Origin of the sequence: Nocardia sp. NPDC051929, from assembly GCF_044548645.1 — a bacterium.
Lineage (GTDB): Bacteria > Actinomycetota > Actinomycetes > Mycobacteriales > Mycobacteriaceae > Nocardia > Nocardia sichangensis.
Genome location: NZ_JBIUCG010000019.1, coordinates 84,039 through 109,466, shown reverse-complemented (window position 1 = coordinate 109,466; position 25,428 = coordinate 84,039). Strand labels below are relative to the sequence as shown.

General features: G+C 71.2%; 2 protein-coding genes (1 of these 2 cut by a window edge). Both read left to right on the top strand.

The genetic code is table 11. The annotated features are described in order from the left end of the window. Positions 1 to 8,938, top strand: partial view of an SDR family NAD(P)-dependent oxidoreductase gene (locus tag ACIHAX_RS25685; protein ID WP_397280026.1) — the 3' portion only. 7,757 nt of this gene lie to the left of the window's left edge; only the last 8,938 of its 16,695 coding nucleotides appear in the window; the start codon falls outside the window, past its left edge; it ends in the stop codon at positions 8,936 to 8,938. Continuing rightward, positions 8,935 to 25,428 (top strand): SDR family NAD(P)-dependent oxidoreductase, encoded by a 16,494-nt coding sequence (locus tag ACIHAX_RS25680; RefSeq protein WP_397280024.1) that lies wholly within the window; start codon positions 8,935 to 8,937, stop codon positions 25,426 to 25,428. The genes ACIHAX_RS25685 and ACIHAX_RS25680 overlap by 4 nt, the downstream gene beginning before the upstream one ends.

The following is a 25,428-nucleotide window of genomic DNA, read 5'->3' as shown; positions in this document are numbered from 1 at the left end:
GGTCGGCCCCGATGCGGTGCTGACGGCGATGACCCGTCAGTGCCTGCCCGACGAGGTCGGGTCCCGGTCCGTCGTGGCGGCGGCGAGCAGGCGCGGCGTCGACGAGGTCACCCAGTTCCTCGGCTTCCTCGGGCATGCCTGCAACGCCGGTGTCGAGGTGAACTGGGAGCCCTTGTCGGAGGGGCGGTCACCGGAGCGTATTCCACTGCCCACCTATGCCTTTCAGCGTCGGCGCTATTGGCTGGACGTGGTCCGGCCGGTCGCGGCGGGCGCCGTCGACCATCCGATCCTGCTGGACGCGGTGCCGGTGGCGGGCAAGGACGAATGGCTGTTCACTGGGCAGCTGTCGAATGGCAGGCAGCCGTGGATCGCCGATCATGTGGTGTTCGGTACGCCGGTGGTACCGGCGACGACGTATCTGGAACTGATGTCGGCGATCGGCGATCGGCTCGGGATGCGCTCGGTCGAGGAGATGCGGCTGGACATCCCGCTGGCCCTCGGTGAGCGCGCCGTCGACGTGCAGGTGTCGGTCGGTGCGGCCGAAGCGGACGGGCGGCGGAGCTTCACCCTGTACTCCCGGACCGCGGACCTCGACGACGCCGAGGCGTGGATTCCCCATGCGGGTGGCGTGCTCGCCGCCGACCACGGCCCCGAACTCGCCACGGGCTGGGATCGAATTTGGCCGCCCGCGGGCGCGGAACAACTCGACGACGAGGCGATCTATCGGCGGATCGCGCGTCTGGGAATGGAATACGGTCCCACCTTCCGTGGGATGCGCGCGGTGTGGCGGCGCGGCGACGAGGTGTTCGCCGAGGTAGCGCTGGACGACGCCACCGCCGCCGCGGCGTCGGGTTACGACATTCATCCGGCGTTGTTCGACGCGTGTCTGCACCCCGCGCTCGACTTCGTCATGGACGAGCTGCCCGCCGGGCGGGTTCCGCTGCCGGTCACGGTCGGGGGCCTGCGGCTGGCCCGGTCCGGTTCCGGGCCGGTCCGGGTCCGCGCGGTGCTGTCGGGCGGCTACCGGATCCGGATGGATGTGGTGGACGAGACCGGCGCACCGGTATTGGGCACGGAATCCGTCGTGGTGCATCCGGTGGAGCGGCGCACGGTGGAGCGGGTCCGGTCGAATACGGCGCCGGTGCCGCTGCACGGTCTGGAGTGGGTGCCGGTGTCCGCCGGCACCGCCGAGCCGACGGGATCGATGGCGGTGCTCGGTGCGGGAAGCGTGGCCGGAATCGACCTGCGCGTCACCGACCTGAGCGAATCGGTCGACGCCGATGAGGACGCGGCAACGATCGTCTGGGTGGCCGAGACCGCGGAAGCGGGCGCGGACCCGGCGCGAGCGGGCAGGCAATGGGTCACGCGGACACTGGAACTGACGCGGTCGTGGCTGACCGACACGCGGTACGACCGGGCGCGGCTGATCGTGGTGACGCGGAACGCGCTCGGATTGCCGGGCGAGTCGCCCGACCCGGCGGCCGCTGCCGTCGCGGGCCTGTTGCGCAGCGTTCAGGCGGAGCATCCGGGCCGGATCGTGCTGCTCGATCGGGACGGCGAGATCGATGCCGGAGTGGTGGCTGCGGCGCTGGCCGCGGACGAACCACAGGTCGCGGTGCGCGACGGCCGGTTGTCGGCGCCACGGGTGCGCCGGATCGCGGCCGCACCGGCCCCGGGGGCGATGTCGTTCGGGACGGGTACGGTGCTGGTGACCGGCGGCACCAGCGGGCTGGGCGCGCTGATCGCGCGACATCTGGTGACCGAGCACGGAGTTCGGCGGCTCTTGCTGGTCTCGCGACGCGGTCGCGATGCCGCCGGGGTCCCGGAACTCCTCGCGGATTTGTCGGCGCTGGGCGCGCGAGTGGATGTCGAGTCGTGTGACATCGCCGATCGCGACGCGCTCACCGCGATACTGGCGTCGGTGCCGGAGCGGTTCCCGTTGTCCGGCATCGTGCATGCCGCCGGGGTGGTGGACGACGGCACCGTCGAGACCCTGACCACGGAGCAAGTGGATCGGGTGCTGCGCCCGAAGGTGGATGGCACCTGGCTGCTGCACGAGGCGACGCGGGACGCGGATCTTTCGGCGTTCGTGGTGTTCTCGTCGCTCGCGGGGCTGGCGGGCTCGCCGGGCCAGGGCAACTACGCGTCGGCGAACTCGTTCGCCGACGCGGTGGTCCGGCTGCGCGGTGCCGCGGGCCTGCCCGCGGTGTCGGTGGCCTGGGGGCCGTGGAACGCGGGCACGGGAATGACCGGCGACCTCGGTACTTCCGGGTTGGAACGGTTGCGGCGCTTGGGTTTCCGGCCGCTCGGCGATACGACGGGACTGTCCCTCTTCGACGCCGCGCTCACCGCGGGCTCGGCGCTGGTGGTCGGTGCGGAATTCGATCGATCGGGACTGGCGGAGCAGGCCGAGGCGGGAGCGCTCCCGAAACTGCTGAGTGCGCTGGCGCCCTCGTCCGCGCGGACCGCTCGCGCCGGTGGGGATCCGGTCGGGCGGCTGGCGTCGGCCGCGCCCGCCGACCGTGCCGAGGTGGCCCTCGCCGTGACCAGGGAGCAGGCGGCGGCCGTGCTCGGGCACGCCACCGCGGAGGCGATCGACCCCGATACCGCGTTCACGGAGTTGGGTTTCGACTCGCTGGCCGGTGTGGAATTCCGCAACCGGCTCGCCGAGGCCACCGGGCTGTCGCTGCCCACGACCCTGGTATTCGACCATCCGAGTTCCCGTGCGGTGGCGGGTTTCCTCGTCTCCAGGCTCGGTGACGCTCCGCCCGCGCGACCACGTCCGGTGCGGGTGACGTCGCGGACTCGCACGGACGAGCCGATCGCGATCGTCGGCATGAGCTGCCGTTATCCCGGCGGCGTGAGTTCCGCCGAGCAGCTGTGGCAGCTACTGGTCTCGGGTACCGACGCGATCACGCCGTTCCCCACGGACCGGGGCTGGGACCTCGATCGGCTGTATCACCCGGACCCGGACGAACCAGGCACCACCTACGTGCGCGAGGGTGGCTTCCTCACCGACGCGGGCGGGTTCGACGCCGCTTTCTTCGGGATCGGCCCCCGGGAAGCGACGGCCATGGATCCACAGCAGCGGCTGATGCTGGAAGCCGCCTGGGAGGCGTTGGAAGACGCCGGTATCGATCCGACCGCGCTGCGCGGCAGCGATACCGGAGTGTTCGTCGGGGCTACCCCGTCCGGCTATTCCGAGCGGGTGGTCGGCGCGTACGAGGGATTCCGGATGACCGGGAACTCCGACAGCGTCACCTCGGGACGAGTGGCCTATGTCCTGGGTCTGCAGGGTCCGGCCATGACGGTGGACACGGCGTGCTCCTCCTCATTGGTGGCGCTGCACTTGGCCTGCCAGGCGCTGCGAAACGGGGAAACGTCGCTGGCGCTGGCCGGCGGTGTGACGGTGTCGGGCAGCCCGGAGCTGTACGTGGACTTCGCGCGGCAGCGGGGGCTCGCGCCCGACGGGCGGTGCAAGTCGTTCGCCGCGGGCGCGGACGGCGTCGGCTGGTCGGAAGGGGTCGGCGTGCTCGCCCTGCAACGGCTTTCGGACGCTCAGCGATCGGGCCACGAGGTGCTGGCGGTGATCCGGGGGTCGGCGGTGAATTCGGACGGTGCGTCCAATGGCCTGACCGCGCCGAACGGTCCCTCGCAGGAGCGGGTGATCGCGTCGGCACTTGCGGCGGCGGGCTTGGAGCCGGTCGACGTCGACGCGGTGGAGGCACACGGCACGGGAACTCCGCTGGGCGATCCGATCGAAGCGCAGGCGCTGATCGCGACCTACGGGCAAGGGCGGACCGAACCCGTGCGGATCGGTTCGTTGAAGTCGAATATCGGCCATTCGGTGGCGGCCTCGGGCGTGGGCGGCGTGATCAAGATGGTGCAGGCCCTGCGGCACGAGATGCTGCCGAGGACGCTGCACGTGGACGCTCCCTCGCCGCACGTGGATTGGTCGGCGGGGTCGGTGCGGTTGCTGACCGAAGCGGAGCCCTGGCCCGCGGGGCAGCGGGTTCGGCGGGCGGGGGTGTCGTCGTTCGGGATCAGTGGGACGAACGCGCACGTCATCGTGGAAGAAGCGCCCGCACGCGACGAACGGCCCGCCGTGCGGGACCACCGCTGCGATCCGGACGGTGTGATCGCGTGGGTGGTGTCGGCGAAATCGGAGGCCGGTCTGCGGGCGCAAGCGGAACGGCTGCGCGCCTGGGCGGCCGAGCATCCCGAGGCCGACGCCCGTGCGGTCGGACGCTCGCTGGTGGAGACCCGCGCTCAGCTGGAGTGGCGTGGCGCCGCGCTCGGCCGTGATCGGCAGCAATTGCTGGCGGGACTGGCGGAATTGGCCGCGGGTACCGGGTCCGGCGTGGTCGAAGGGACGGCCGGATCGGGTAGGACCGCGTTCCTGTTCACCGGACAGGGCGCGCAGCGCGTGGGCATGGGCGCCGAGCTGTACTCGGCCTACCCCGTGTTCGCCCACGTGTTGGACGAGGTGTGCGCCGAATTCGATCGGTTGCGCGAGAACTCGGCCGACGCGGCGCGTTCGCTTTCGGTGGGCGATCCCGCGCCGTCGTTGCGGGAGGTGATGTTCGCCGATCCGTCGGGTGTGCTGGATCGGACCGAGTGGACGCAGCCCGCCTTGTTCGCGTTCGAGGTGGCGTTGTTCCGGTTGGTCGAGTCGTTCGGGATCACCCCGGACGTGCTGATCGGGCATTCGATCGGTGAGTTGGTGGCCGCGTATGCGGCGGGAGTGTGGTCGTTGCCGGACGCGTGCGCGTTGGTGGCGGCGCGGGGACGGTTGATGGGGGCGCTGCCGGAAGGCGGGGCCATGCTCGCGGTAGCCGTCTCCGAAACCGATGCGGCGCACCTACTCGCCGGTTTCGGTGACCGCGCGTCGATCGCCGCGGTGAACGCCCCGGACGCGGTGGTGATCTCCGGCGACGCGGACGCGATCGACGAGCTGGAACGAACTCTCGCGGCCCAGGGCCGCAAGACGACGCGGCTGCAGGTCAGCCACGCGTTCCACTCCGCGCGCATGGAACCCGCGCTGGCCGGCTTCCGCGCGGTCGCCGAGAAACTGACCTACCGGGAACCCATGCTGCCGATCGTGTCGAATGTGACCGGAGCGGTGGGGGAGACCTTCACCGACCCGGAGTACTGGGTCGGGCAGATCCGCGCGGCCGTCCGGTTCGCGCCCGGCATCCGGGCGCTGGCCGACACCGGCGTGCGCCGGTTCCTCGAAATCGGTCCTGACGCCGTACTCACGACCATGACCCGCAGCGTTATCGGAGACGAGCCGGGGAGCGGATGGTTGACGGCCCCGGCGGCCCGCCGCGTGGGAGCGGAAGCGCGCCAGTTCGTGACGTTCCTGGCGCGTGCGCACGTCGCCGGAACGACGGTGGACTGGCGGCCGCTGTGGGAGGGCGGCTCGTCGCGGCGAATCCCTCTGCCCACCTACGCATTCCGTCATCAGCGGTATTGGCTGACCGCCATCGAACATACCCCCGACGTGCGGTCCTCCGGCCTGGACGATGTCGACCATCCGCTGCTCGGCGCCGCGGTCTGGCTGCCCGACTCGGCCGGTGTGGTGGCGACCGGCCGGTTGTCGCTGTCGAGCCATCCGTGGCTCGCCGACCACATGATCGGCGGGACGGTGCTGTTGCCCGGCACGGCCTTCGCGGAGCTGGCGCTGTACATCGGCGCGATGACCGGCAACCCGCGCCTGGCGGAGCTCGTCGTAACGGCGCCGCTGGCGGTGCCCGCCGACGGCTCGGTCGAATTGCGGGTGCTGGCGGACGGCCCCGACGACACCGGCGCACGTGCGGTGTCGGTGTATTCGCGCCCGCGTCGTTCCGGCGCGCCGGAACAGGCGGACTGGATCCGGCACGCTACCGGAACCCTTGTCGCGCAAGCGCCGTCGGCCGAGGCGAACCCGACGACGGAAACCTGGCCGCCTGCCGGGGCGCAGCCGGTCGATATCAGCGATATGTACACCGAGTTCGCCGACCGCGGCTACGGGCACGGGCCGCTGTTCCAGGGACTGACCGCACTGTGGCGGCGCGGCGAAGAGGTCTTCGCCGAGGTGCGCCTGCCGGAACAAGAGCATTCGGCGGCCGATCGGTTCGGGCTGCATCCGGCGTTGCTGGACGCGGCACTGCACGCGATCCGGTTCACCGGGCTCACCGGAGAACCCGCTCCGGACGAGATCTACGTGCCCTACTCGTGGGAGAACGTGGACCTGCACGCCGTGGGCGCGGGCGCGGCGCGGGTACGGCTGACCGCGGCCGAGTCCGGATCCGGTGACCGGGACAACCAGCCGATCGCGGTGACGCTCACCGATCCGCACGGGGAGCAGATCTTCCGGATCTCGGCGTTGACCATGCGCCCGATTCCGATCGACACGCTGCGTTCCGCAGGCGCCGCCCCGACCGGGCACGACCCGTATCGGCTCCGGTGGGTCCCGGTGCCGGTGGCGGAACACACCGGACTCGTCGCGGACGAGCACTGGGTGCGCGGCGGCGCCGACGAGTTCGTGCGCGTCGGCGGAGGTTCCGTCGCCGTGATCCGGGCCGAAGAGACACCGGTGGACAGCGATGTGCCCGGCGTGGTGCGCACCCGGCTCGCCGAGACGGCGGAGCGGGTCACCGGACTGCTGACCCGCCACGATCGCGTCGTCGTGGTCACCCGCGGTGCGGTCGCCGTGACGCCCGCCGCGCCGGTGGACCTCGCGGGCGCGGCGGTGTGGGGCCTCCTGCGCAGCGGGCAGCACGAGAACCCGGGACGGATCGTGCTGGTCGACGTGGCGGACCGGTCGGGATACCGCCGTGCCGTCGCGGCCGCGCTGGCCATGGCCGAGGAATCCCAGGTGGCCGTGCGCGATAGTGCGGTGTACGTGCCGCGGTTGAGCCGGAGCGGGGCGGACCGGACACGGTCGCCGCGGCCGAATCCCGACGGCACGGTGCTGATCACCGGCGGCACTGGAAGCCTTGGTGCGCTCACGGCCCGGCACCTGGTCGTCGAGCACGGTGTGCGCCGGGTGCTGGTGGCGAGCAGGCGCGGCCCGGACGCGCCGGGTGCCGCGGAACTGGCGGCGGAACTGACCGAACTGGGCGCACATGTGGAGGTGCGGTCCTGTGATGTGAGCGATCGGGCGGCCGTCGACCGGCTGCTGTCCACCGTGGCGCCGGAACATCCGCTCACCGCGGTCGTGCACACCGCGGGCGCTCTCGCCGACGGTCTCCTGACCGACCTCACCTCGGCGCGGCTCGCGACGGTGCTGGGGCCGAAGGCCGACGCGGCCTGGTATCTGCACGAAGCCACGACCGATCTCGAACTGTCGATGTTCGTGCTCTTCTCCTCGTTCGCGGGGACGATCGGCAGCCCGGGCCAGGCCGACTACGCGGCGGCGAACGCCTTCCTCGACGCGCTCGCCCAGCACCGGCACCACCGGGGATTGCCCGCCACGTCCATCGCGTGGGGACCGTGGCGGGCGGAGAGTGGCATGACGAGCACCCTCACCGAGACCGGCATCGCGCGGATGCGCCGTGAGGGCCTGATACCGCTGGACGACGACTACGGAATGGCGTTGCTGGACAGCGTGCTGGCCGCGGGCGAGCCGACCGGTGTCGGCGTGCGTCTCGATTCCGCGGTGCTGAACGCACTGGCCGCATCGGGTGCGTTGCCCAGGATGCTCGGTTCCCTGGTCACCGCGGCGCCGCGACGGGCAGGCGGGGTGCGTTCGCTGGCACAGCAGCTTGCCGCGACCGCCGAAGCGGAGCGCGCAGGCGTCGTACTCGCCGCCGTTCGGGAGCACATCGCAGCGAGTCTCGGCCACACTTCCGGCGACGTGGTCGATCCGCGTGCTCCGTTCACGGAGTTGGGATTCGACTCGCTGGCCGGCATCGAGTTCCGCAATCGCCTCGCCAAGGCCACCGGGCTGGCGCTGCCGTCGACACTCGTCTTCGACCATCCCACCGGCGAGGCCCTGGCGGCGTACCTGGGTTCCCGGATCGCGGAGATGGTGCCCGTGGACGAGCCCGCCGCCGCGCCCGCGATACCCGTGGAAACCGGGGCGAGGGGTGCGCTCACCGAGCTGGTCCTGGCAGCGCACCGGCGTGGCCGGGTCGGCGCCGCGATACCGATGCTGCTGGAGAGCGCCGAACTCGTCGACACTTTCACCGCTGCGGCAGGGTCCGGTGATCCGGCGCCGATCCCACTGAGCAGGGGCGCCGGAGCGGCGACACTGCTGTGCGTTCCGTCGTTCGTGGTCGGCACCGGGCCGCACCAGTTCGCCCGGCTCGCCAGGGAACTCGGCGGCGACCGGTCGATCGCGGCGCTGCGCCTGCCCGGTACGCAGCCGGGCGAGGCGCTGCCCGAGTCGTGGGATGTGCTGCTGGATCACTTGGCGGCGGCGGTGCGCAACCGCGGAGACGACCGGCCGGTCGTGCTCCTCGGCTACTCGGCGGGCGGCGCGATCGCGCATGCGCTGGCGCATCGGCTCGAGCGGGACGGGCGCGGACCGTCCGCGGTGATCCTGCTCGACACGTATTCACCCGACGACCCGGAACAGAACCGCCGGGTGCTGCTGAGCGCGATCGGCTCCGTACTCGACCTCGGCCACGAGGTCACCGAGATCGGTGATCACGGCTTGGTCGCCATGGCGAGATACGCGCGCCTGTTCGAGCAGCGCAGGCCGTTGTCGATCACCGCGCCGACGTTCGACCTGCGGGCCGCGACACCGCTGCCGGGGCTCGACCTCGCCGAGCCGGTGCCTGCCTGGCTGCACACCGGCGAGACGGTCGAACTCGACGCCGACCACTTCTCGATCATCGGGGCAGCGACCTCGGCCGTCGCGGCCGAGATACGGCGCTGGCTGAGCGAACTCGATGACAAGGAGCCGATCCTCGCGCGGTCGGCGGCAGGCAGTGACGGAGATCCGCGATGACCGCCGGGCGGGCGTGGCACGCGGCATCGAAGCGGCGAGACAGAGGAAATCCCATGGTCGAAGCGGCGAATGACATCGCTATCGTCGGAATGTCGTGCCGGATGCCGGGCGCTTCCGACCTGGAGAAGTTCTGGCGGTTGCTGCGCGAGGGCCGCGATGCCGTCGGGCAGGCGCCCGCCGACCGGCCCGGTCTCGAGGAGACCGCGGGATTCCTCGACTCGGCCACCGAATTCGACGCCGGATTCTTCGGCGTCCCACCGAACGAGGCGAACGCCATCGACCCCCAGCAGTTGCTCGGGCTCGAGCTCAGCTGGGAGGCGTGGGAGGACGCCGGTCTCGGGGACGCGACGGGGGCGCGGGCCGGCGTGTTCCTCGGCTGCACCGGCACCGATTTCGCCGAAATCGTTGCCGCGCAGGGCAGCACCGGCGTCGGTCGGCATTCGCTGTGGGCCGTCGGACGAGGGGTCACCGCCAACCGGATCTCGAACTACTACGGGTTCACCGGGCCGAGCATGGTCGTCGACAGCGGGCAGTCCTCGTCCCTGGTCGCGGTGCACCTGGCCTGCGAATCGATCCGCGGCGGCGAATGCGAGGTGGCCGTGGCAGGCGGGCTGAATCTCATCCTGTCTCCGTTGAGCGGCGAACGGTACGAGCAGTTCGGCGCGCATTCGGCGGCGGGGAAATGCCACACCTTCGACGACCGGGCCGACGGTACCGTCCGCGGCGAAGGCGGCGGCATGATCGTGCTCGAGCCGGTGGAGCGTGCGATCGCCGCGGGACACCGGATCTACGCCGTGATCCGTGGCAGTGCCGTCAACAACGGCAACGAGCGGCAGGTATTGAGCGCCCCGAGCGGCGCTGCCCAGGCCGCCGTCATCCGGGCCGCGCTGACGGCGGCCCGGGTCGACGGCGCATCGGTGCAGTACGTGGAATTGCACGGCACCGGCACGCCCGCGGGCGACCCGGTGGAGGCGGCGGCGCTGGGCGAAATCTACGGCGCGGGCCGCCCGGCGGGCCGGCAGCTGGCCGTGGGTTCGGTCAAGACCAACATCGGGCATCTGGAAGGCGCCGCGGGAATCGCGGGATTGATCAAGACCGCACTGTGCCTGCGGCACGGACAGCTCGCGCCCAGCCTGAACTTCCGAAACCCCAATCCCCGTATCCCGCTGGACGAGTTGGGCCTGCGGGTGCAGACCAGCACGCAGCCGTGGACGGGCGACGCGCGTCGCCGGGCCGGTGTCTCGTCGTTCGGGATGGGGGGAACGAACGCGCACGTGATTCTCGAGGAGGCGCCCGCGACGGCTGCCGTCGAGGTGACCGGCGAGACCCGGCCCGCGGTGTGGCTGCTGTCGGCCCGGAACCGGGAAGCCTTGCGGGAGCAAGCTGTTCGTCTGCGGGAGTGGCTGGCGGAGCACCCGCGAGCCGGTAGCGCCGAGGTGGCGTACTCGCTCGCCCACACCCGGACGCCGATGGAGTGGCGGGCAGCGGTGGTGGGGTCCGGCGCCGATCGGATGCGTGCCGGGCTCGCCGCCTTGGCCGACCCGGCACCCGACCTGGTCGCCGCTGATCCCACGGTTGTGTCCGGCCGGGCCGCGGCGCGCCGGGTGGTGTTCGTGTTCCCTGGCCAGGGCAGCCAGTGGGTGGGAATGGGCGCCGGACTGCTGGCGTCGGACGAGGTCTTCGCGGCGTCGATCGCGGAATGCGAGGCGGCGCTGGCGCCGTTCGTGGACTGGTCGCTGACCGACGTGCTGCGGGGGACGCCGGGAGCCGCCTCGCTGGATCGCGTGGACGTGGTGCAGCCGGTCCTGTTCGCGATGCTGGTATCGCTGGCAAGGCGGTGGCAGGCGGCCGGTGTGCGGCCGTCCGCGGTGGTGGGGCATTCGCAGGGCGAGATCGCGGCCGCGGTGGTGGCCGGTGGACTGTCGCTCGCGGACGGGGCGCGCGTGGTGGCCCTGCGATCGCGCGCGGTCGCGGAACTGCTCGCGGGCTCGGGCGGTATGGCGTCGGTCGGCTTGCCGGGTGACGCGGTCGCCGACCGGCTGGCGGCCTTCGGCGGCCGATTGTCGGTCGCGGCGGTGAACGCGCCCGGCCAGACCGTGGTGTCCGGGGCGGCCGACGCGATCGAGCGGTTCCTGGCCGAGTGCGCGGCGGAAGGGATCTGGGCGAAACGTATTCCGGTGGACTACGCGTCGCATTCGGCGGCGGTGGAACGTATTCGCGACCGCGTGCTGGCCGACTTGGCGCCGATCCAGCCGAAAGCCGGTGCGATTCCGTTCTTCTCGACGGTGACGGCCGAGTTCGTGGACACCTCCGGCCTGGACGCGGCGTACTGGTATCGCGGATTGCGCGAGCAGGTGCGCTTCGCCGAGGCGATCGAGGCGTTGCTGCGCGCGGAGATGACGGCATTCGTGGAGACGAGTCCGCATCCGGTGGTCGCCTCGGCGATCGAACTGGTGGCCGAGGCGTTGGGCGCGGCCGACCGAGTGGCGGTGTGCGGCACGCTCCGGCGTGGTCACGGGGGCCCGGAGGAGTTCGCCACGGCGTCGGCCCGGGTCTACTGCGCGGGTGTCGACGCGGTGGCGGCGGAATTGGCTCCGCCGGCCGCGCGAGTCGACCTGCCGGTCTACGCGTTCCAGCGCCGCCGGTGCTGGACGCCGGAGGTCGGCGCGGGCGCGGCGGATCTGCGCCGTGCCGGGCTGGTCGCGCCGGATCATCCGATACTGGGCGCCGCGGTGCCGGTGGCGGAGCGCGACGAATGGCTGTTCACCGGGCTTCTGTCCCCCGACACCCAGCACTGGCTGGCGGATCACCTCGTCTTCGGGGCTCCCGCGGTGCCCGCGGCGGTCTGGCTCGATGTCGCGTGGAGCGTGGGCGCTCGGGTGGAGGCCGCGCAGGTCGAGGAACTGCGGATCGAGGCGTCGCTGCCCGCGAACACGCCGTGGACGATCCAGGTGCGCGTCGCGGCAGCCGACGGGAGTGGTCGGCGGACGTTCACCATCCACGCCCGGCCCGCCACCGGTGCCGCCGCGGAATGGTCTCGGTGCGCGCAGGGAGTGCTGGCCGGAGACCGAGACGAGATCCCCGCTCGGCCGGACGTCGAGTGGCCGCCCGCCGGAGCCGAACCGGTGGCCGCCGAGGAACTCTACGACCGGCTGGCAGGCCGCGGGCTCGGCTACGGTGTGGCATTCCAGGGCGTCACGGCGTCCTGGCTGCGCGGTCGCGACGCGTTCGCCGAGGTTTCGCTCGACGAGTCGGTCGGCGATCGAGGCCGGTTCGGCATCCATCCCGCGCTGCTCGATGCCATGGCGCACGCCGCGACGGATCTGCTCGCCCACGACACACCCGACCGGACGCCGATGCCTCTGTCGTTCACCGGCGCTCAGCTGTATCGCTCCGGCATCGCCGCCGCCCAGGTGCGGATCGAGCGGGTCGATGCGGACACCGTGCGGGTGACGGCCGTCTCCGAGCACGGCGAGCCGGTTCTGGTGATCGGCTCGCTTCGGCTGCGCATGGTCGATCGGGTGATGGACGACTCCCCGGCGGCGGTACCCGTGTCCGCGCCGACGCGCCGCAGGCGCGCCGCGGTAGAGGGTCCGCTCGCGCCGCGGCTGTTCGCCGTCCCCGAGCCGGAGCGCGACGCGCTCGTGCTGAACGTCGTCGCCGAACAGGCCGCCGCGGTACTCGGCTACGAGTCTCCCGAGGCCGTGCCCGCCGATCTGCCGTTCACCGCCTTCGGATTCGACTCGCTGAGCGGCGTCCAGTTGCGCGACCGGCTGGCCGCGGCCACCGGGCTGACGCTGCCCGCGACGCTGATGTTCGACCACCCCACGCCCACCGCGGTGGCGCGGCTGGTGCGCGCTCGGCTCGAAGGGACCGATCCCGCCGCGCCGCGTACCGTGCGCCGCGCCCGATCCGACGAGCCGATCGCCATCGTCGGGATCGGCTGCCGCTTCCCGGGCGGTGTCGGATCGGCCGAGGACCTGTGGCGTCTGGTCGCCTCCGAAACCGACGCGATCACGCCGTTTCCCGAAGACCGGGGATGGGACCTGGAGCGGCTGTTCCATCCCGATCCGGACGAGCCGGGCACGGTCTACATCCGCGAAGGCGGATTCCTCTCCGGCGCGGCGGAATTCGACGCCGGGTTCTTCGGCATCGGGCCGCGGGAGGCGGCGGCGATGGATCCGCAGCAGCGGCTGATGCTGGAAGTCGCCTGGGAGGCGTTGGAAGACGCGGGCCTGGACCCCGCCGCGCTCCGCGGTACGGATGCCGGTGTGTACGTCGGCGCCTGCGCCTCCGGCTACGCCGACGGCGTGACCGGGGAGTACGAGGGTTTCCGGCTGACCGGGACGTCGCACAGCGTCATCTCCGGCCGCGTGGCCTACGCCTTCGGCCTGGAAGGTCCCGCGGTCACGATCGACACCGCGTGTTCCTCGTCGCTGGTCTCACTGCACCTGGCTTGTCAGGCGCTGCGCCAGGGCGAGACCTCCCTGGCGCTGGCCGGTGGGGTGAGCATCTCGGCGAGTCCGGCGCTGTTCGTCGACTTCGCGCGTCAGCGGGGGTTGGCGGCGGACGCGCGGTGCAAGCCATTCTCCGCCGCGGCCGACGGCGTGACCTGGTCCGAGGGCGTCGGCGTGCTGGTCGTCGAACGCCTCGCCGACGCCCGTCGCCTCGGGCACCGGGTCCTGGCGGTCGTGCGCGGTAGCGCGATCAACCAGGACGGTGCGAGCAATGGCCTGACCGCGCCGAACGGTCCGTCGCAGGAGCGGGTGATCGCGGCGGCGCTGGCCGACGCGGGGTTGCGGCCCGCCGATGTCGACGCGGTGGAGGCGCACGGAACCGGTACCGCGCTGGGCGATCCGATCGAAGCGCAGGCGCTCATCGCCGCCTACGGCGCCGAGCGAGCGGAACCGCTGCGCATCGGATCGGTGAAATCGAATATCGGTCACGCCGTCGCGGCCGCCGGTGTCGGTGGCGTGATCAAGATGGTGCAGGCGTTGCGGCACGAGATCCTGCCGAAGACAGTGCATCTCGATGCGCCGACTCCGCACGTGGACTGGTCGGCGGGTTCGGTGCGGCTGCTGAGCGAGCCGGAGCCCTGGCCTGCGCGCGACCGGCCGCGTCGTGCCGGGGTGTCGTCGTTCGGTATGAGCGGGACGAACGCGCACCTGATTTTGGAAGAAGCTCCGTCGCAGGCGATTTCGGCAGAGACGCCTACCGCCGCAGATGATCCGGGTGATGGTGATCGCGGTGTCCGGACGTGGACGGTGTCCGCGCGCACCCCGGAAGCATTGCGTGCGCAAGCGATTCGGCTCACCGAATGGCTCACCGCGCAACACGACGTGAACGTGGCGGATGTGGCGCACACACTGCTGCGGCACCGCGCGCAGCTGGAGTTTCGCGCCGCGGTGGTCGGGCGCGAACTCGGGGATCTGCGGTCCGGGCTCGCGAGTCTGGCCGAAGCCTCCGACAGCGATTCCGTGGTCACCGGCCGTGCCACGGCGCGGCGGGTAGCGTTCGTGTTCCCGGGTCAGGGCAGCCAATGGCCCGCGATGGGCGCCGAACTGCTCGCCACGCATCGAGTTTTCGCGGAGTCGATCGCGGACTGCGAGGCGGCGCTGGCGCCGTTCGTGGACTGGTCGCTGACCTCCGTCCTGCGTGGGGAGCCGGGCGCGGCATCGTTGGACCGGGTGGATGTGGTGCAGCCCGCGCTTTTCGCGGTGCTGGTGTCGCTGGCGCGAGTGTGGCGGGCGAGCGGTGTGGAGCCCGCCGCGGTGGTGGGGCATTCGCAGGGTGAGATCGCGGCGGCTGTGGTGGCGGGCGGGCTTTCGCTCGCCGACGGCGCGCGTGTGGTCGCCGTCCGGTCCCGGATCGTCGCGGAGGAACTGGCGGGCGCCGGTGGCATGGTGTCGGTCGGGCTGGCGGCAGAGGCGGTCGCGGACCGCTTGGCCGGGTTCGGGGACCGGTTGTCGGTGGCGGCGGTGAACGGGCCGGGGCAGACCGTGGTGTCGGGGGAGATCTCCGCCGTGGACGAATTCCTCGCGGCCTGCGCGGCCGACGGTGTGTGGGCGAAACGGATTCCGGTGGACTACGCGTCGCATTCGGTCGCGGTGGAAGCCATCCGCGAACGAGTCCTGACGGAGCTGGCTCCGGTCGCGCCGGTATCCGGTTCGGTGCCGTTCTTCTCGACCGTGTCCGCGGACTATGTCGACACCGCGACGCTGGACGCCGCCTACTGGTATCGCGGCCTGCGCGAGCCCGTCCGGTTCGCCGAGTCGGTCGCAACGCTGCAGCGAGCGGGTGTGAACGCCTTCATCGAGGTCAGCCCGCACCCGGTTTTGACCGTAGGGATCGAGCTGGCGGCGGATGCCATCGGCATGTCCGGCCGCGTGGCCGTGCTGGGCACCCTGAGACGCGAACTCGGCGGGCCGGAACAACTCTCGCTCGCGCTGGCGCGCGCCCACTGTGCCGGTATCGACCTGGCCGCACGGGCATTGGCGCCCGTCGCCACCCGGGTGGACTTGCCGCGGTACGCGTTCGAGCACAAGCGGCACTGGCTGGCGCCTGGCGGTGTGCCGGATATTCGGCAGTCGGGTCTGGACGAGGCGGCGCATCCGTTGCTGGCGGCGATGGTCCGGCTGCCGGACAGCGACGAGGCGGTGTTCACCGGCCGGCTGTCGCGTTCGGCGTATCCGTGGCTGTCCGATCACGCTGTCGCGGGTGTGGCGTTGCTCCCCGGAACCGCCTTCGTGGAGCTCGTCCTGCACGTCGGCGCGGTGGTCGAGTGCACGCGGGTGTCGGAACTGGTGCTCGAGGCGCCCTTGGTGGTGCCGTCGTCGGGGACCGTCGAGCTACGGGCGGTGGCCGCCGCACCGGACGAGTCGGGCAGGCGCAGGGTGTCGGTGTACTCCCGGTCGGACGAGGCCGCATCCCGTGTCGGGCACCATGCGGCCGACCGGAGCTCGGGCACGCCGTGGGTCCGGCACGCCGTCGCCACGATCACCGCCGAAGCGGATGCGGCCGAGGCGTCGGTCGTGGCCGTCCGCCCACCGGCCGCTGTGGCCGCGATCGATATCTCCGCTGTCTACCCGGAGTTGGCCGAGCGTGGCTACGAATACGGTCCGGTGTTCCAGGGACTGACCGCCCTGTGGCGCGGTGACGGCGAAGTCTTCGCCGAAGTGACACTGCCGGAGCCCGGCCGCGCCGGTGCCGCCGAATTCGGCGTACATCCGGCATTGCTGGACGCGGCGCTGCACGCGGTCCTGCTCGGCGGGCTCGTCTCCGACGTGCCGGATGGGACGGTCGCGGTGCCGTTCTCCTGGGAGAACGTCAGGCTGTACGCGACGGGAGCGACCACGCTGCGGGTCCACGCGTCCCTGTCCGGCTCCCCGTCCGCTGGACCGCGGATCGCGGTGACCCTCACCGATACCTCGGACCTGCCGGTGGCCGAGGTGGGCGCGTTGACCATGCGCCCGATCCCGGTCGAGGCGCTCGGACGGTCCCGGCCGCGCAGCGAGGGACTCGGCTACCGGGTGGAGTGGGTCGCGTCGTCCGCGCCGGAAGTCGCGGCCGCCGGGGTCTGGAGCGAAGCCGAAGACGGCGACACCGTGCGCGTCGAGGGACGGGTGGCGACGGTGATCCGGCTCGACGAGGCCGCGGGCGGCACTGTGCCGGAATCGGTACGGGATGTAGTGACCGCGGTGACCACGCGGGTGCAGCGGTTGCTGGAGCGGGAGACGCCTATCGTCGTGGTGACCCGCCAGGCCGTGGCGGTGCATCCCGGTGAATCGGTGGATCTGTCCGCGGGAGCGGCGTGGGGATTGCTGCGGACCGTCCAGAGCGAGCATCCGGATCGGATCCTGCTCGTCGACGTCGACGACTGGGCCGAATATCGGGAGAGCGTCGCGCTCGCGATGACCACGAGCACCGAACCCCAGTCCGCCGTCCGCCGTGGTGTCGCGCACGTTCCGCGCTTGCACCGGGCAGCGGGCGACGTCGGGAACGCGAGCGTGGCGACGCGGGCTTCGGCGTGGGCGCTGACCCACTACGGCAAAGGTGCCCTGACCGGCGACAACCTGACGCTGACCGAGACGCCGGACGCGTCGCGGCCGCTCGGCCCCGGCGAGGTCCGGGTGGCGCTGCGGGCGGTCGGTCTCAATTTCCGCGACGCCTTGATCGCCTTGGGCATGTACCCCGATCCGGACGCTGTGCTGGGTGTGGAGGGCGCCGGTGTGGTGGTCGAGGTCGGTTCCGAAGTGCCGAATCTCGTGCCGGGCGAGGGTGTTTTCGGGTTCTTGACCGGTGTGGGGTCGGTCGTGGTGGCGGACTGCCGGTTGGTGGTGCGGATGCCTGCGGGGTGGTCGTTCGCGGAGGCGGCGGCGGTACCTGCGGTGTTCGCGACAGCGTTCTACGGGTTGGTGGACGTGGCGGAAGTTCACGCTGGGGAGCGGGTGTTGGTGCATGCGGCGACGGGTGGGGTGGGGTTGGCCGCGGTGCAGTTGGGGCGGTGGTTGGGTGCGCGGTTGGTGGTGACGGCGAGTCGTCCGAAGTGGGGTGTGTTGCGGGGGTTGGGTTTTGGTGAGGAGGAGATCGGTGATTCGCGGTCGCTCGATTTCGAGGGGAAGTTTCGTGCGGGGCTGGGTGGTGTGGATGTGGTGTTGGATTCGTTGGCGGGTGAGTTCGTGGATGCGGGGTTGCGGTTGTTGGGGCCGGGTGGCCGGTTCGTGGAGATGGGGTTGCTGGATCGGCGTGATCCCGAGCAGGTAGCCGCCGACCACCCCGGGGTGCGGTACGACAGTTTCGTCCTGCTGGAGGTGGCGCCGGAACGGCTGCGGGAGATCCTGACAACGGTTGTGCAGCTGTTCGAGGCCGGGATCTTGACGCCGTCCCCGCTCACCGCATGGGATCTGCGGCAGGCGCCGGAGGCGTTGCGGTTGATGAGTCAGGCTCGGCATATCGGCAAGAACGTGCTGACGGTGCCCGCGCCGTTGCGGCCTGAGGGGACGGTGTTGATCACCGGTGGTACCGGTGGGTTGGGTGCGTTGGCTGCTCGGCATCTGGTCACCGAGTACGGGGTGCGCAGGCTGGTGCTGGCGAGCCGACGCGGCCCGGAAACGCCCGGTGCGGCCGAACTCCGCGACGAACTCGAGGCTCTGGGTGCGCACGTGGAGGTCGTCGCCTGTGACGCGGCGGACCGGGACGCACTCGAGACGACGCTCGCGGCGATCCCGTCCGAGCATCCCCTGACCGGCGTCGTCCACGCCGCGGGTGTGCTGGCCGACGGCCTGTTCACCGGCTTGACGGCGGAGCGGGTCGCGGAGGTGTTGCGGCCGAAGGTGGATGCGGCGTGGAATCTGCACGAGGCGACGCGGCATCTGGATTTGTCGATGTTCGTGTTGTATTCGTCGATCGCGGGTGTGATCGGTAATGCGGGACAGGCGAATTACGCGGCGGCGAATGTGTTCCTGGACGCGCTGGCACAACACCGGCGGGTGAACGGCCTGCCCGCGACGTCGATCGCGTGGGGGTTGTGGAGTCGTAGCACCGGTATGACGGGCGCGTTGGGTGATGCTGATATCGCCCGTTTGCGGCGGGAGGGTTTCCCGCCGTTGGGCGAGCGAGAGGGGATGGCCCTGTTCGACGCGGCACTCGCGGGCGGCGCGTCGTCGTTCGTGGCTGTCCGCGTCGACCGTGACGCACTGGCGGAAACCAAATCCCGTGCCCTGACAAGCGATTTGGTGCGGCCGTCCCGCCGCAGGGTCGCCGGTGCGGTGGCGCAGCGGCCGGAACTGGCCACGCGGCTGGCGGTTCGCTCGGCTGCTGAACAGGACCGCATCGTCCTCGATCTCATCCGCGCCCAGGCGGCGGCGGTGCTGGGGCATACGAGCGCCGAGTCGATCCCGGCGGACAAACCGTTCCGCGACATCGGCTTCGACTCACTCGGTGTCATGGAATTCCGCAACAGGCTGTCCGAAGCCACCGGTCTGCAACTGCCGTCGACGCTGGTCTTCGACCATCCGACCGCCACAGCTATGGCGAAGCTGGTGCGCTCTCTGGCGGCGCCGACCGCCGCCGAGCAACCCGCCGAACAGGCGCCACGCCGGGACCGCGCGGTCGACGAACCGATCGCCATCGTGGGCATGAGCTGCCGCTTCCCCGGCGGGGTCACCTCACCGGAGAGTCTCTGGGACCTGCTGGTCGCCGGCGTGGACGCCAGCGGAGACTTCCCCACCGACCGCGGCTGGGATCTCGAGCGACTGTTCGACGCCGACCCGGACAAACCGGGTACCTCCTACACCCGCCGCGGCGGATTCCTCGCGGACGCCGGTGATTTCGACGCCGGTTTCTTCGGCATCGGTCCCAGGGAGGCGTCCGCCATGGACCCCCAGCAGCGCTTGCTGCTGGAAGCGACCTGGGAGGCGCTCGAGAATGCCGGTGTCGACCCGGTCGCGTTGCGTGGCAGCGATACCGGCGTCTTCGCCGGAGCGTGCTCATCCGGCTACGGCGACCGGGTCACCGGAGAACTGGAGGGCTACCGCCTCACCGGCACCACGCACAGCGTGATCTCCGGCCGGGTGGCCTACGTCTTCGGTTTCGAAGGCCCGGCCGTCACCGTGGACACCGCGTGCTCCTCGTCGCTGGTCGCCCTGCATCAGGCCACCCGCGCCCTGCGCGACGGAGAGACCTCGCTGGCACTGGCCAGCGGTGTGACCGTCGCGGCCGATCCGTATCTCTACGTCGACTTCGCCCGCCAGCGCGGCCTGGCGCCCGATGGACGCTGCAAATCGTTCTCCGCCGACGCCGACGGCGTCGGATTCGCCGAGGGCGTGGGGGTGCTCGTGCTCGAACGGCTGTCCGATGCCCAGCGCCTCGGGCACACCGTGCTCGCTCTCGTGCGCGGTAGCGCGATCAACCAGGACGGTGCGAGCAATGGCCTGACCGCGCCGAACGGTCCGTCGCAGGAGCGGGTGATCGCGGCGGCGCTGGCCGACGCGGGGTTGACGCACGCGGATGTCGACGCGGTGGAGGCGCACGGAACCGGGACGACGTTGGGCGATCCGATCGAGGCCCGGGCCCTGATCAATGCCTACGGGCGCGACCGCGCCGGTCGCCCGCTGCTCATCGGGTCGGTGAAATCCAATCTCGGCCACACCATCGCCGCCGCGGGCGTCGGTGGCGTGATCAAGATGGTGCAGGCGCTGCGGCACGAAACCCTGCCGAAGACACTGCACGCGGACGAGCCGAGCCCGCATGTGGACTGGTCGGCGGGCGCCGTGCGACTGCTGACCGAGGCAGAGGCGTGGCCCATCGGGGGCCGGGTCCGCCGGGCGGGCGTGTCGTCCTTCGGCGTCAGCGGCACCAACGCGCACGTCATTCTGGAAGAGGCGCCCGCGGCGGGGCTGTCACCGATCGTGCCCGCTCCCGGGCCACGCATCGAGACGGTCGTGCCCTGGCTGGTGTCGGCCGAATCCGAGTCGGGCCTGCGGTCGCAGGCCGAGCGGCTACGGCAGTGGTCGATCCGCCACCCCGACGCCACACCATGGGACACCGCCCACGCGCTGCTCACCACCCGTGCGCAACTGCCGTGGCGCGGCGCTGTCGTCGGACGCGACCGGGACGAACTGCTGGCCGGGCTGGCCGAATTGGCCGCAGGCAGCCCGGGTGCGATCGCCGCGAAGACGAATGGGGCGGGCCGGACGGCGTTCCTGTTCACCGGGCAGGGCGCTCAACGCGCCGGGATGGGCGCCGGTCTGTACGCGGCGTTCGGCGTGTTCGCCACGGCCTTCGACGAGATCTGCGCCCATATCGATCCGCTGCTCGGCCGGTCGCTGCGGGAGCTGGTCTTCGACCCGGACGGCGCCGGTCTGCTGGAGCGGACCGAGTTCACCCAGCCCGCCCTGTTCGCGTTCGAGGTGGCGCTGTTCCGGCTGCTGGAATCTTTCGGCGTCGTTCCGGACGTGCTCATCGGACATTCGATCGGCGAACTGACCGCCGCGTATCTCGCCGGGGTGTGGTCACTGCCGGACGCGTGCGCGCTGGTGGTGGCGCGTGGGCGGTTGATGGGCGCATTGCCCGGCGGCGGCGCGATGCTGGCCGCGGCGATCCCCGAAGAACAGGCGGTGGATCTGCTCGAGGAGTTCGCCGGTGAGGTTTCGCTGGCCGCGGTGAACGGTCCGGGAGCGGTGGTGTTCTCCGGCGCGGCCGCCGCGATCGACGCGATCGCCGACCGGCTGGCCACGGCGAACGCGCGGACTTCACGGCTGCGGGTGAGCCATGCGTTCCATTCGGCGGCGATGGAACCGATGCTGGACGAATTCCGCCGGGTGGCCCGAGGCTTGACCTACCATCGGCCGTCCCTGCCGATCGTGTCGAATGTGTCGGGCGCCCTGATCGATGCCGAACCGACCTACCCGGACTACTGGGTCGCCCAGGTGCGCGGGTGCGTCCGGTTCGCACCGGGGATCGCCACCCTGATCGACGACGGCGTCCGGCGGTTCGTCGAGGTCGGCCCGGATGCCGTGCTGGCCGCCATGGTTCGGCAGTGTCTGGCCGAAAAGCCCGACGCGGAAGCGGAATCGATCGTGGTCGCGGCTGCTCGGCGCTCGACCGACGAGCCGGACCAGCTCGTGACCGCGCTGGCGCAGGCCACCGCCGGAGGAGTGCCGGTGGACTGGACGCCGCTGTTCGCGGGCCGCGCGGTCGAGCGGGTAGCACTGCCGACCTACGCGTTCGAGCATCGGCGGTACTGGTTGCCACCGGTCCGGGTGGCGGATGTCTCGCGCTCGGGACTGGACGACGCGGGTCATCCACTGCTGGGCGCTCTGGTGCGGTTGCCGGATTCGCCGGATGTCGTGTTCACCGGGCGATTGTCCGGAGCGGATCATCCGTGGCTGGCCGATCACGCGGTCGGCGGGGCTGTCGTGTTCCCCGGCGCCGCCTTCGTCGAACTCGTCTTGCACGTGGGCGCGGCAGTGGACTGTCCCGCGGTGTCGGAGCTGGTGATCGAGGCGCCCTTGCCGGTGCCCGCGGCGGGTGCCGTCGAATTGCGGGTGGTCGCCGGTGGGCCGGATGAATCCGGTGCACGGGCGGTCACGGTGTATTCGCGGTCGCGGGACGGCGAGGAGCCCGGTGCCGACTCTGCCGAGTGGGTACGTCACGTGACCGCGACGGTGGCCGCGCGAGCGGATGGCCCGTCAGCCGCGTCGGTGGCGACGAGTTGGCCACCGGCAGGCTCGACCGCGCGTGAACTCACCGGCGCGTATGCGGATCTGGCCGAGCTCGGCTACGAGTACGGCCCCGCGTTCCGGGGGCTTTCCGCGCTGTGGCGCGGCGACGGTGAGGTCTTCGCCGAGGTCGTGCTGCCCGAGTCCGCTCGATCGCAGATCGGCGGGTACGGAGTGCATCCGGCGCTGCTGGACGCGGCGCTGCACTCCGTCCTGCTCGGTGGGCTGGCCGAATCGGAGGACGGTGCGGTGGCCGTGCCGCACTCGTGGGAGAACGTCAGGTTGTACGCGGCCGGAGCGACCACGGTGCGAGTCCATGCCGCCGTATCCGCCGTAGCGGCGGGAGAAACCCGAATCGCGGTGACGCTCAGCGATGTCTCGGGGCGGCCCGTGGCCGTGATCGGTGCGTTGAGCCTGCGCAGGCTCTCGGCCGATGTGTTCGCGTCGGTGCGCCGCCGCGCCTCCGGCTACGGCATCGACTGGATCGCACTGCCCGCCGTCGAGCCGAGCGTGACCGCGGCCTGGGACGTCGCAGGTGATCTCGAGACCGTGCAGGTCGCGGGCGCGGACGCGACGGTGGTCCGGCTCGAAACCGAGGCCGAGAAGGGTGAGCTGCCCGCGATTGTGCGAGCGGTGGTGACCGCGACGACGAGTCGCGTACGAGAGCTGCTGGAACGAGAGGGTCGGGTCGTGGTGGTGACCCGGCGGGCGGCGCCGGTCCATGCCGGTGAGTCCGTCGACCCGGCCGCGGGAGCGGCGTGGGGAATGCTGCGCACCGCCCAGAGCGAGCACCCGGAGCGGATCCTGCTCGTCGACGTCGACGACTGGGCCGATTACCGGGAGAGCGTCGTCCTGGCGCTGACTCTGAACGCCGAACCGCAACTTGCCGTCCGCGGCGGCATTCCGCACGCACCGCGTCTCCACCGTGCCGGGCGCGCGGAGGACGCCCGCCTGCGTGGCGCGGAGCTATTGGCCGCCGGAACTTCCGACCACCGGGAATGGTCGTTCGCGCCGACCGGGAAAGGCACCCTGACCGCGGACAATTTCGGCCTGCGCGTACTTCGGGACGCCTGGGAGCCACTGGCTCCGGGGCAGGTGCGGGTGCGCACGATGGCGGTGGGCCTGAACTTCCGGGACGTACTCGTCTCGCTCGGCACCTACCCCGATCCGGACGCTGCGCTGGGTGTGGAGGGCGCCGGCGTGGTGGTCGAGGTGGGTTCCGACGTGACGAACCTCGTGCCGGGAGATCGAGTCTTCGGGTTCCTGCCGGGTGTGAGGTCGGTGGTGGCGGTTGATCGCCGATTGGTGGTGCGGATGCCTGCGGGGTGGTCGTTCGCGGAGGCGGCGGCGGTGCCTGCGGTGTTCGCGACGGCGTTTTATGGGTTGGTGGATGTGGCGGGGGTGCGTGCTGGGGAGCGGGTGTTGGTGCATGCGGCGACGGGTGGGGTGGGGTTGGCTGCGGTGCAGTTGGGGCGGTGGTTGGGTGCGCGGTTGGTGGTGACGGCGAGTCGTCCGAAGTGGGGTGTGTTGCGGGGGTTGGGTTTTGGTGACGAGGAGATCGGTGATTCGCGGTCGCTCGATTTCGAGGGGAAGTTCCGTGCGGGGCTGGGTGGTGTGGATGTGGTGTTGGATTCGTTGGCGGGTGAGTTCGTGGATGCGGGGTTGCGGTTGTTGGGGCCGGGTGGCCGGTTCGTGGAGATGGGGATGCTGGATCGGCGTGATCCGGCACAGGTAGCCGCCGAACATCCCGGAGTCGCCTACACCGGTTTCATGCTCATGGACCTGGCGCCCGATCGGCTCCACGAGATCTTGACCCGCATCGTCGATCTGTTCGAGGCGGGTGTCCTCACTGCGTCTCCGCTCACCGCATGGGACATCCGGGATGTGCCCGAGGCATTGCGATTCATGAGTCAGGCTCGGCATATCGGCAAGAACGTGCTGACGGTGCCCGCGCCGTTGCGGCCTGAGGGGACGGTGTTGATCACCGGTGGTACCGGTGGGTTGGGTGCGTTGGCGGCTCGGCATCTGGTCACCGAGTACGGGGTGCGCAGGCTGGTGCTGGCGAGCAGACGCGGCCCGGATACACCGGGTGCGGGGGAGTTGCGCGACGAGCTCGTCGCTCTCGGCGCGCACGTGGACGTGGTCGCTTGCGATGCGGCGGACCGGGATTCGTTGGATGAGGTACTGGCGGCGATCCCGCCGGATCATCGGTTGACCGGTGTCGTGCACGCGGCCGGGGTGCTGGCCGACGCGCTGCTGGAGAACATGACGGCGGAGCGGATCGCGGAGGTGTTGCGGCCGAAGGTGGATGCGGCGTGGAATCTGCACGAGGCGACGCGGCATCTGGATTTGTCTATGTTCGTGTTGTATTCGTCGGTCGCGGGTGTGATCGGTAATGCGGGGCAGGCGAATTACGCGGCGGCGAATGTGTTCCTGGACGCGCTGGCGCAACACCGGCGGGTGAACGGCTTGCCCGCGACGTCGATCGCGTGGGGGCCGTGGCAGCAGAGCACCGGCATGACGCGGACACTCGCTGACGCCGACTTCGCCCGTTTGCGGCGGGAGGGTTTCCCGCCGTTGGGCGAGCGCGAGGGGATGGCGCTGTTCGACGCCGCGCTGTCCGGTAGCAGGGCCGCGTTCGTGGCGGCCCGCATCGACCGGTCCGCGCTCACGGAGATCGCCGATCACGACCCGCGGCCGATCATGCGCGACCTGGTCGGACCCAACCGGCGCCGAGCCGAGACCGTGGTGGGTGGATCGCCGCAACCGGTGCACCGCCTTGCGGGCCTGTCGACCGCCGAGCAGGACCGCGTCGTCCTCGATCTGATCCGCGCCGAAGCCGCGGCGGTTCTCGGGAGCGACGCCGAGACGATCGCCGCCGACAAACCCTTCAGCGACATCGGATTCGACTCACTCGGTGTCATGGAATTCCGCAACCGGTTGAAATCGGCCGCGGGCGTCCAGGTGCCCGCGACGGCGATGTTCGACTACCCGACTCCGAGGGACCTGGCGGGCTATCTCCGCCAGGAGATCGCTCCGGTGGAGGACCCGGCGAAACGGCTCGCCGCCGAAGTCGAAGCGCTGGCCCACAGTCTCGCCTCCGCCGAACTCTCCGCCGCCGACCGGTCGTCCCTGGCGACCACATTGTCCGCCCTGCTGCGTGAACTCGAAGGCAGGGACGCCGGCGCCGCCGATCCGGGCGGCGACGCCGACCACCTGGACACCGCGGACGATCACGAACTCTTCGAGTTCATCGACAACCTCAGCTGA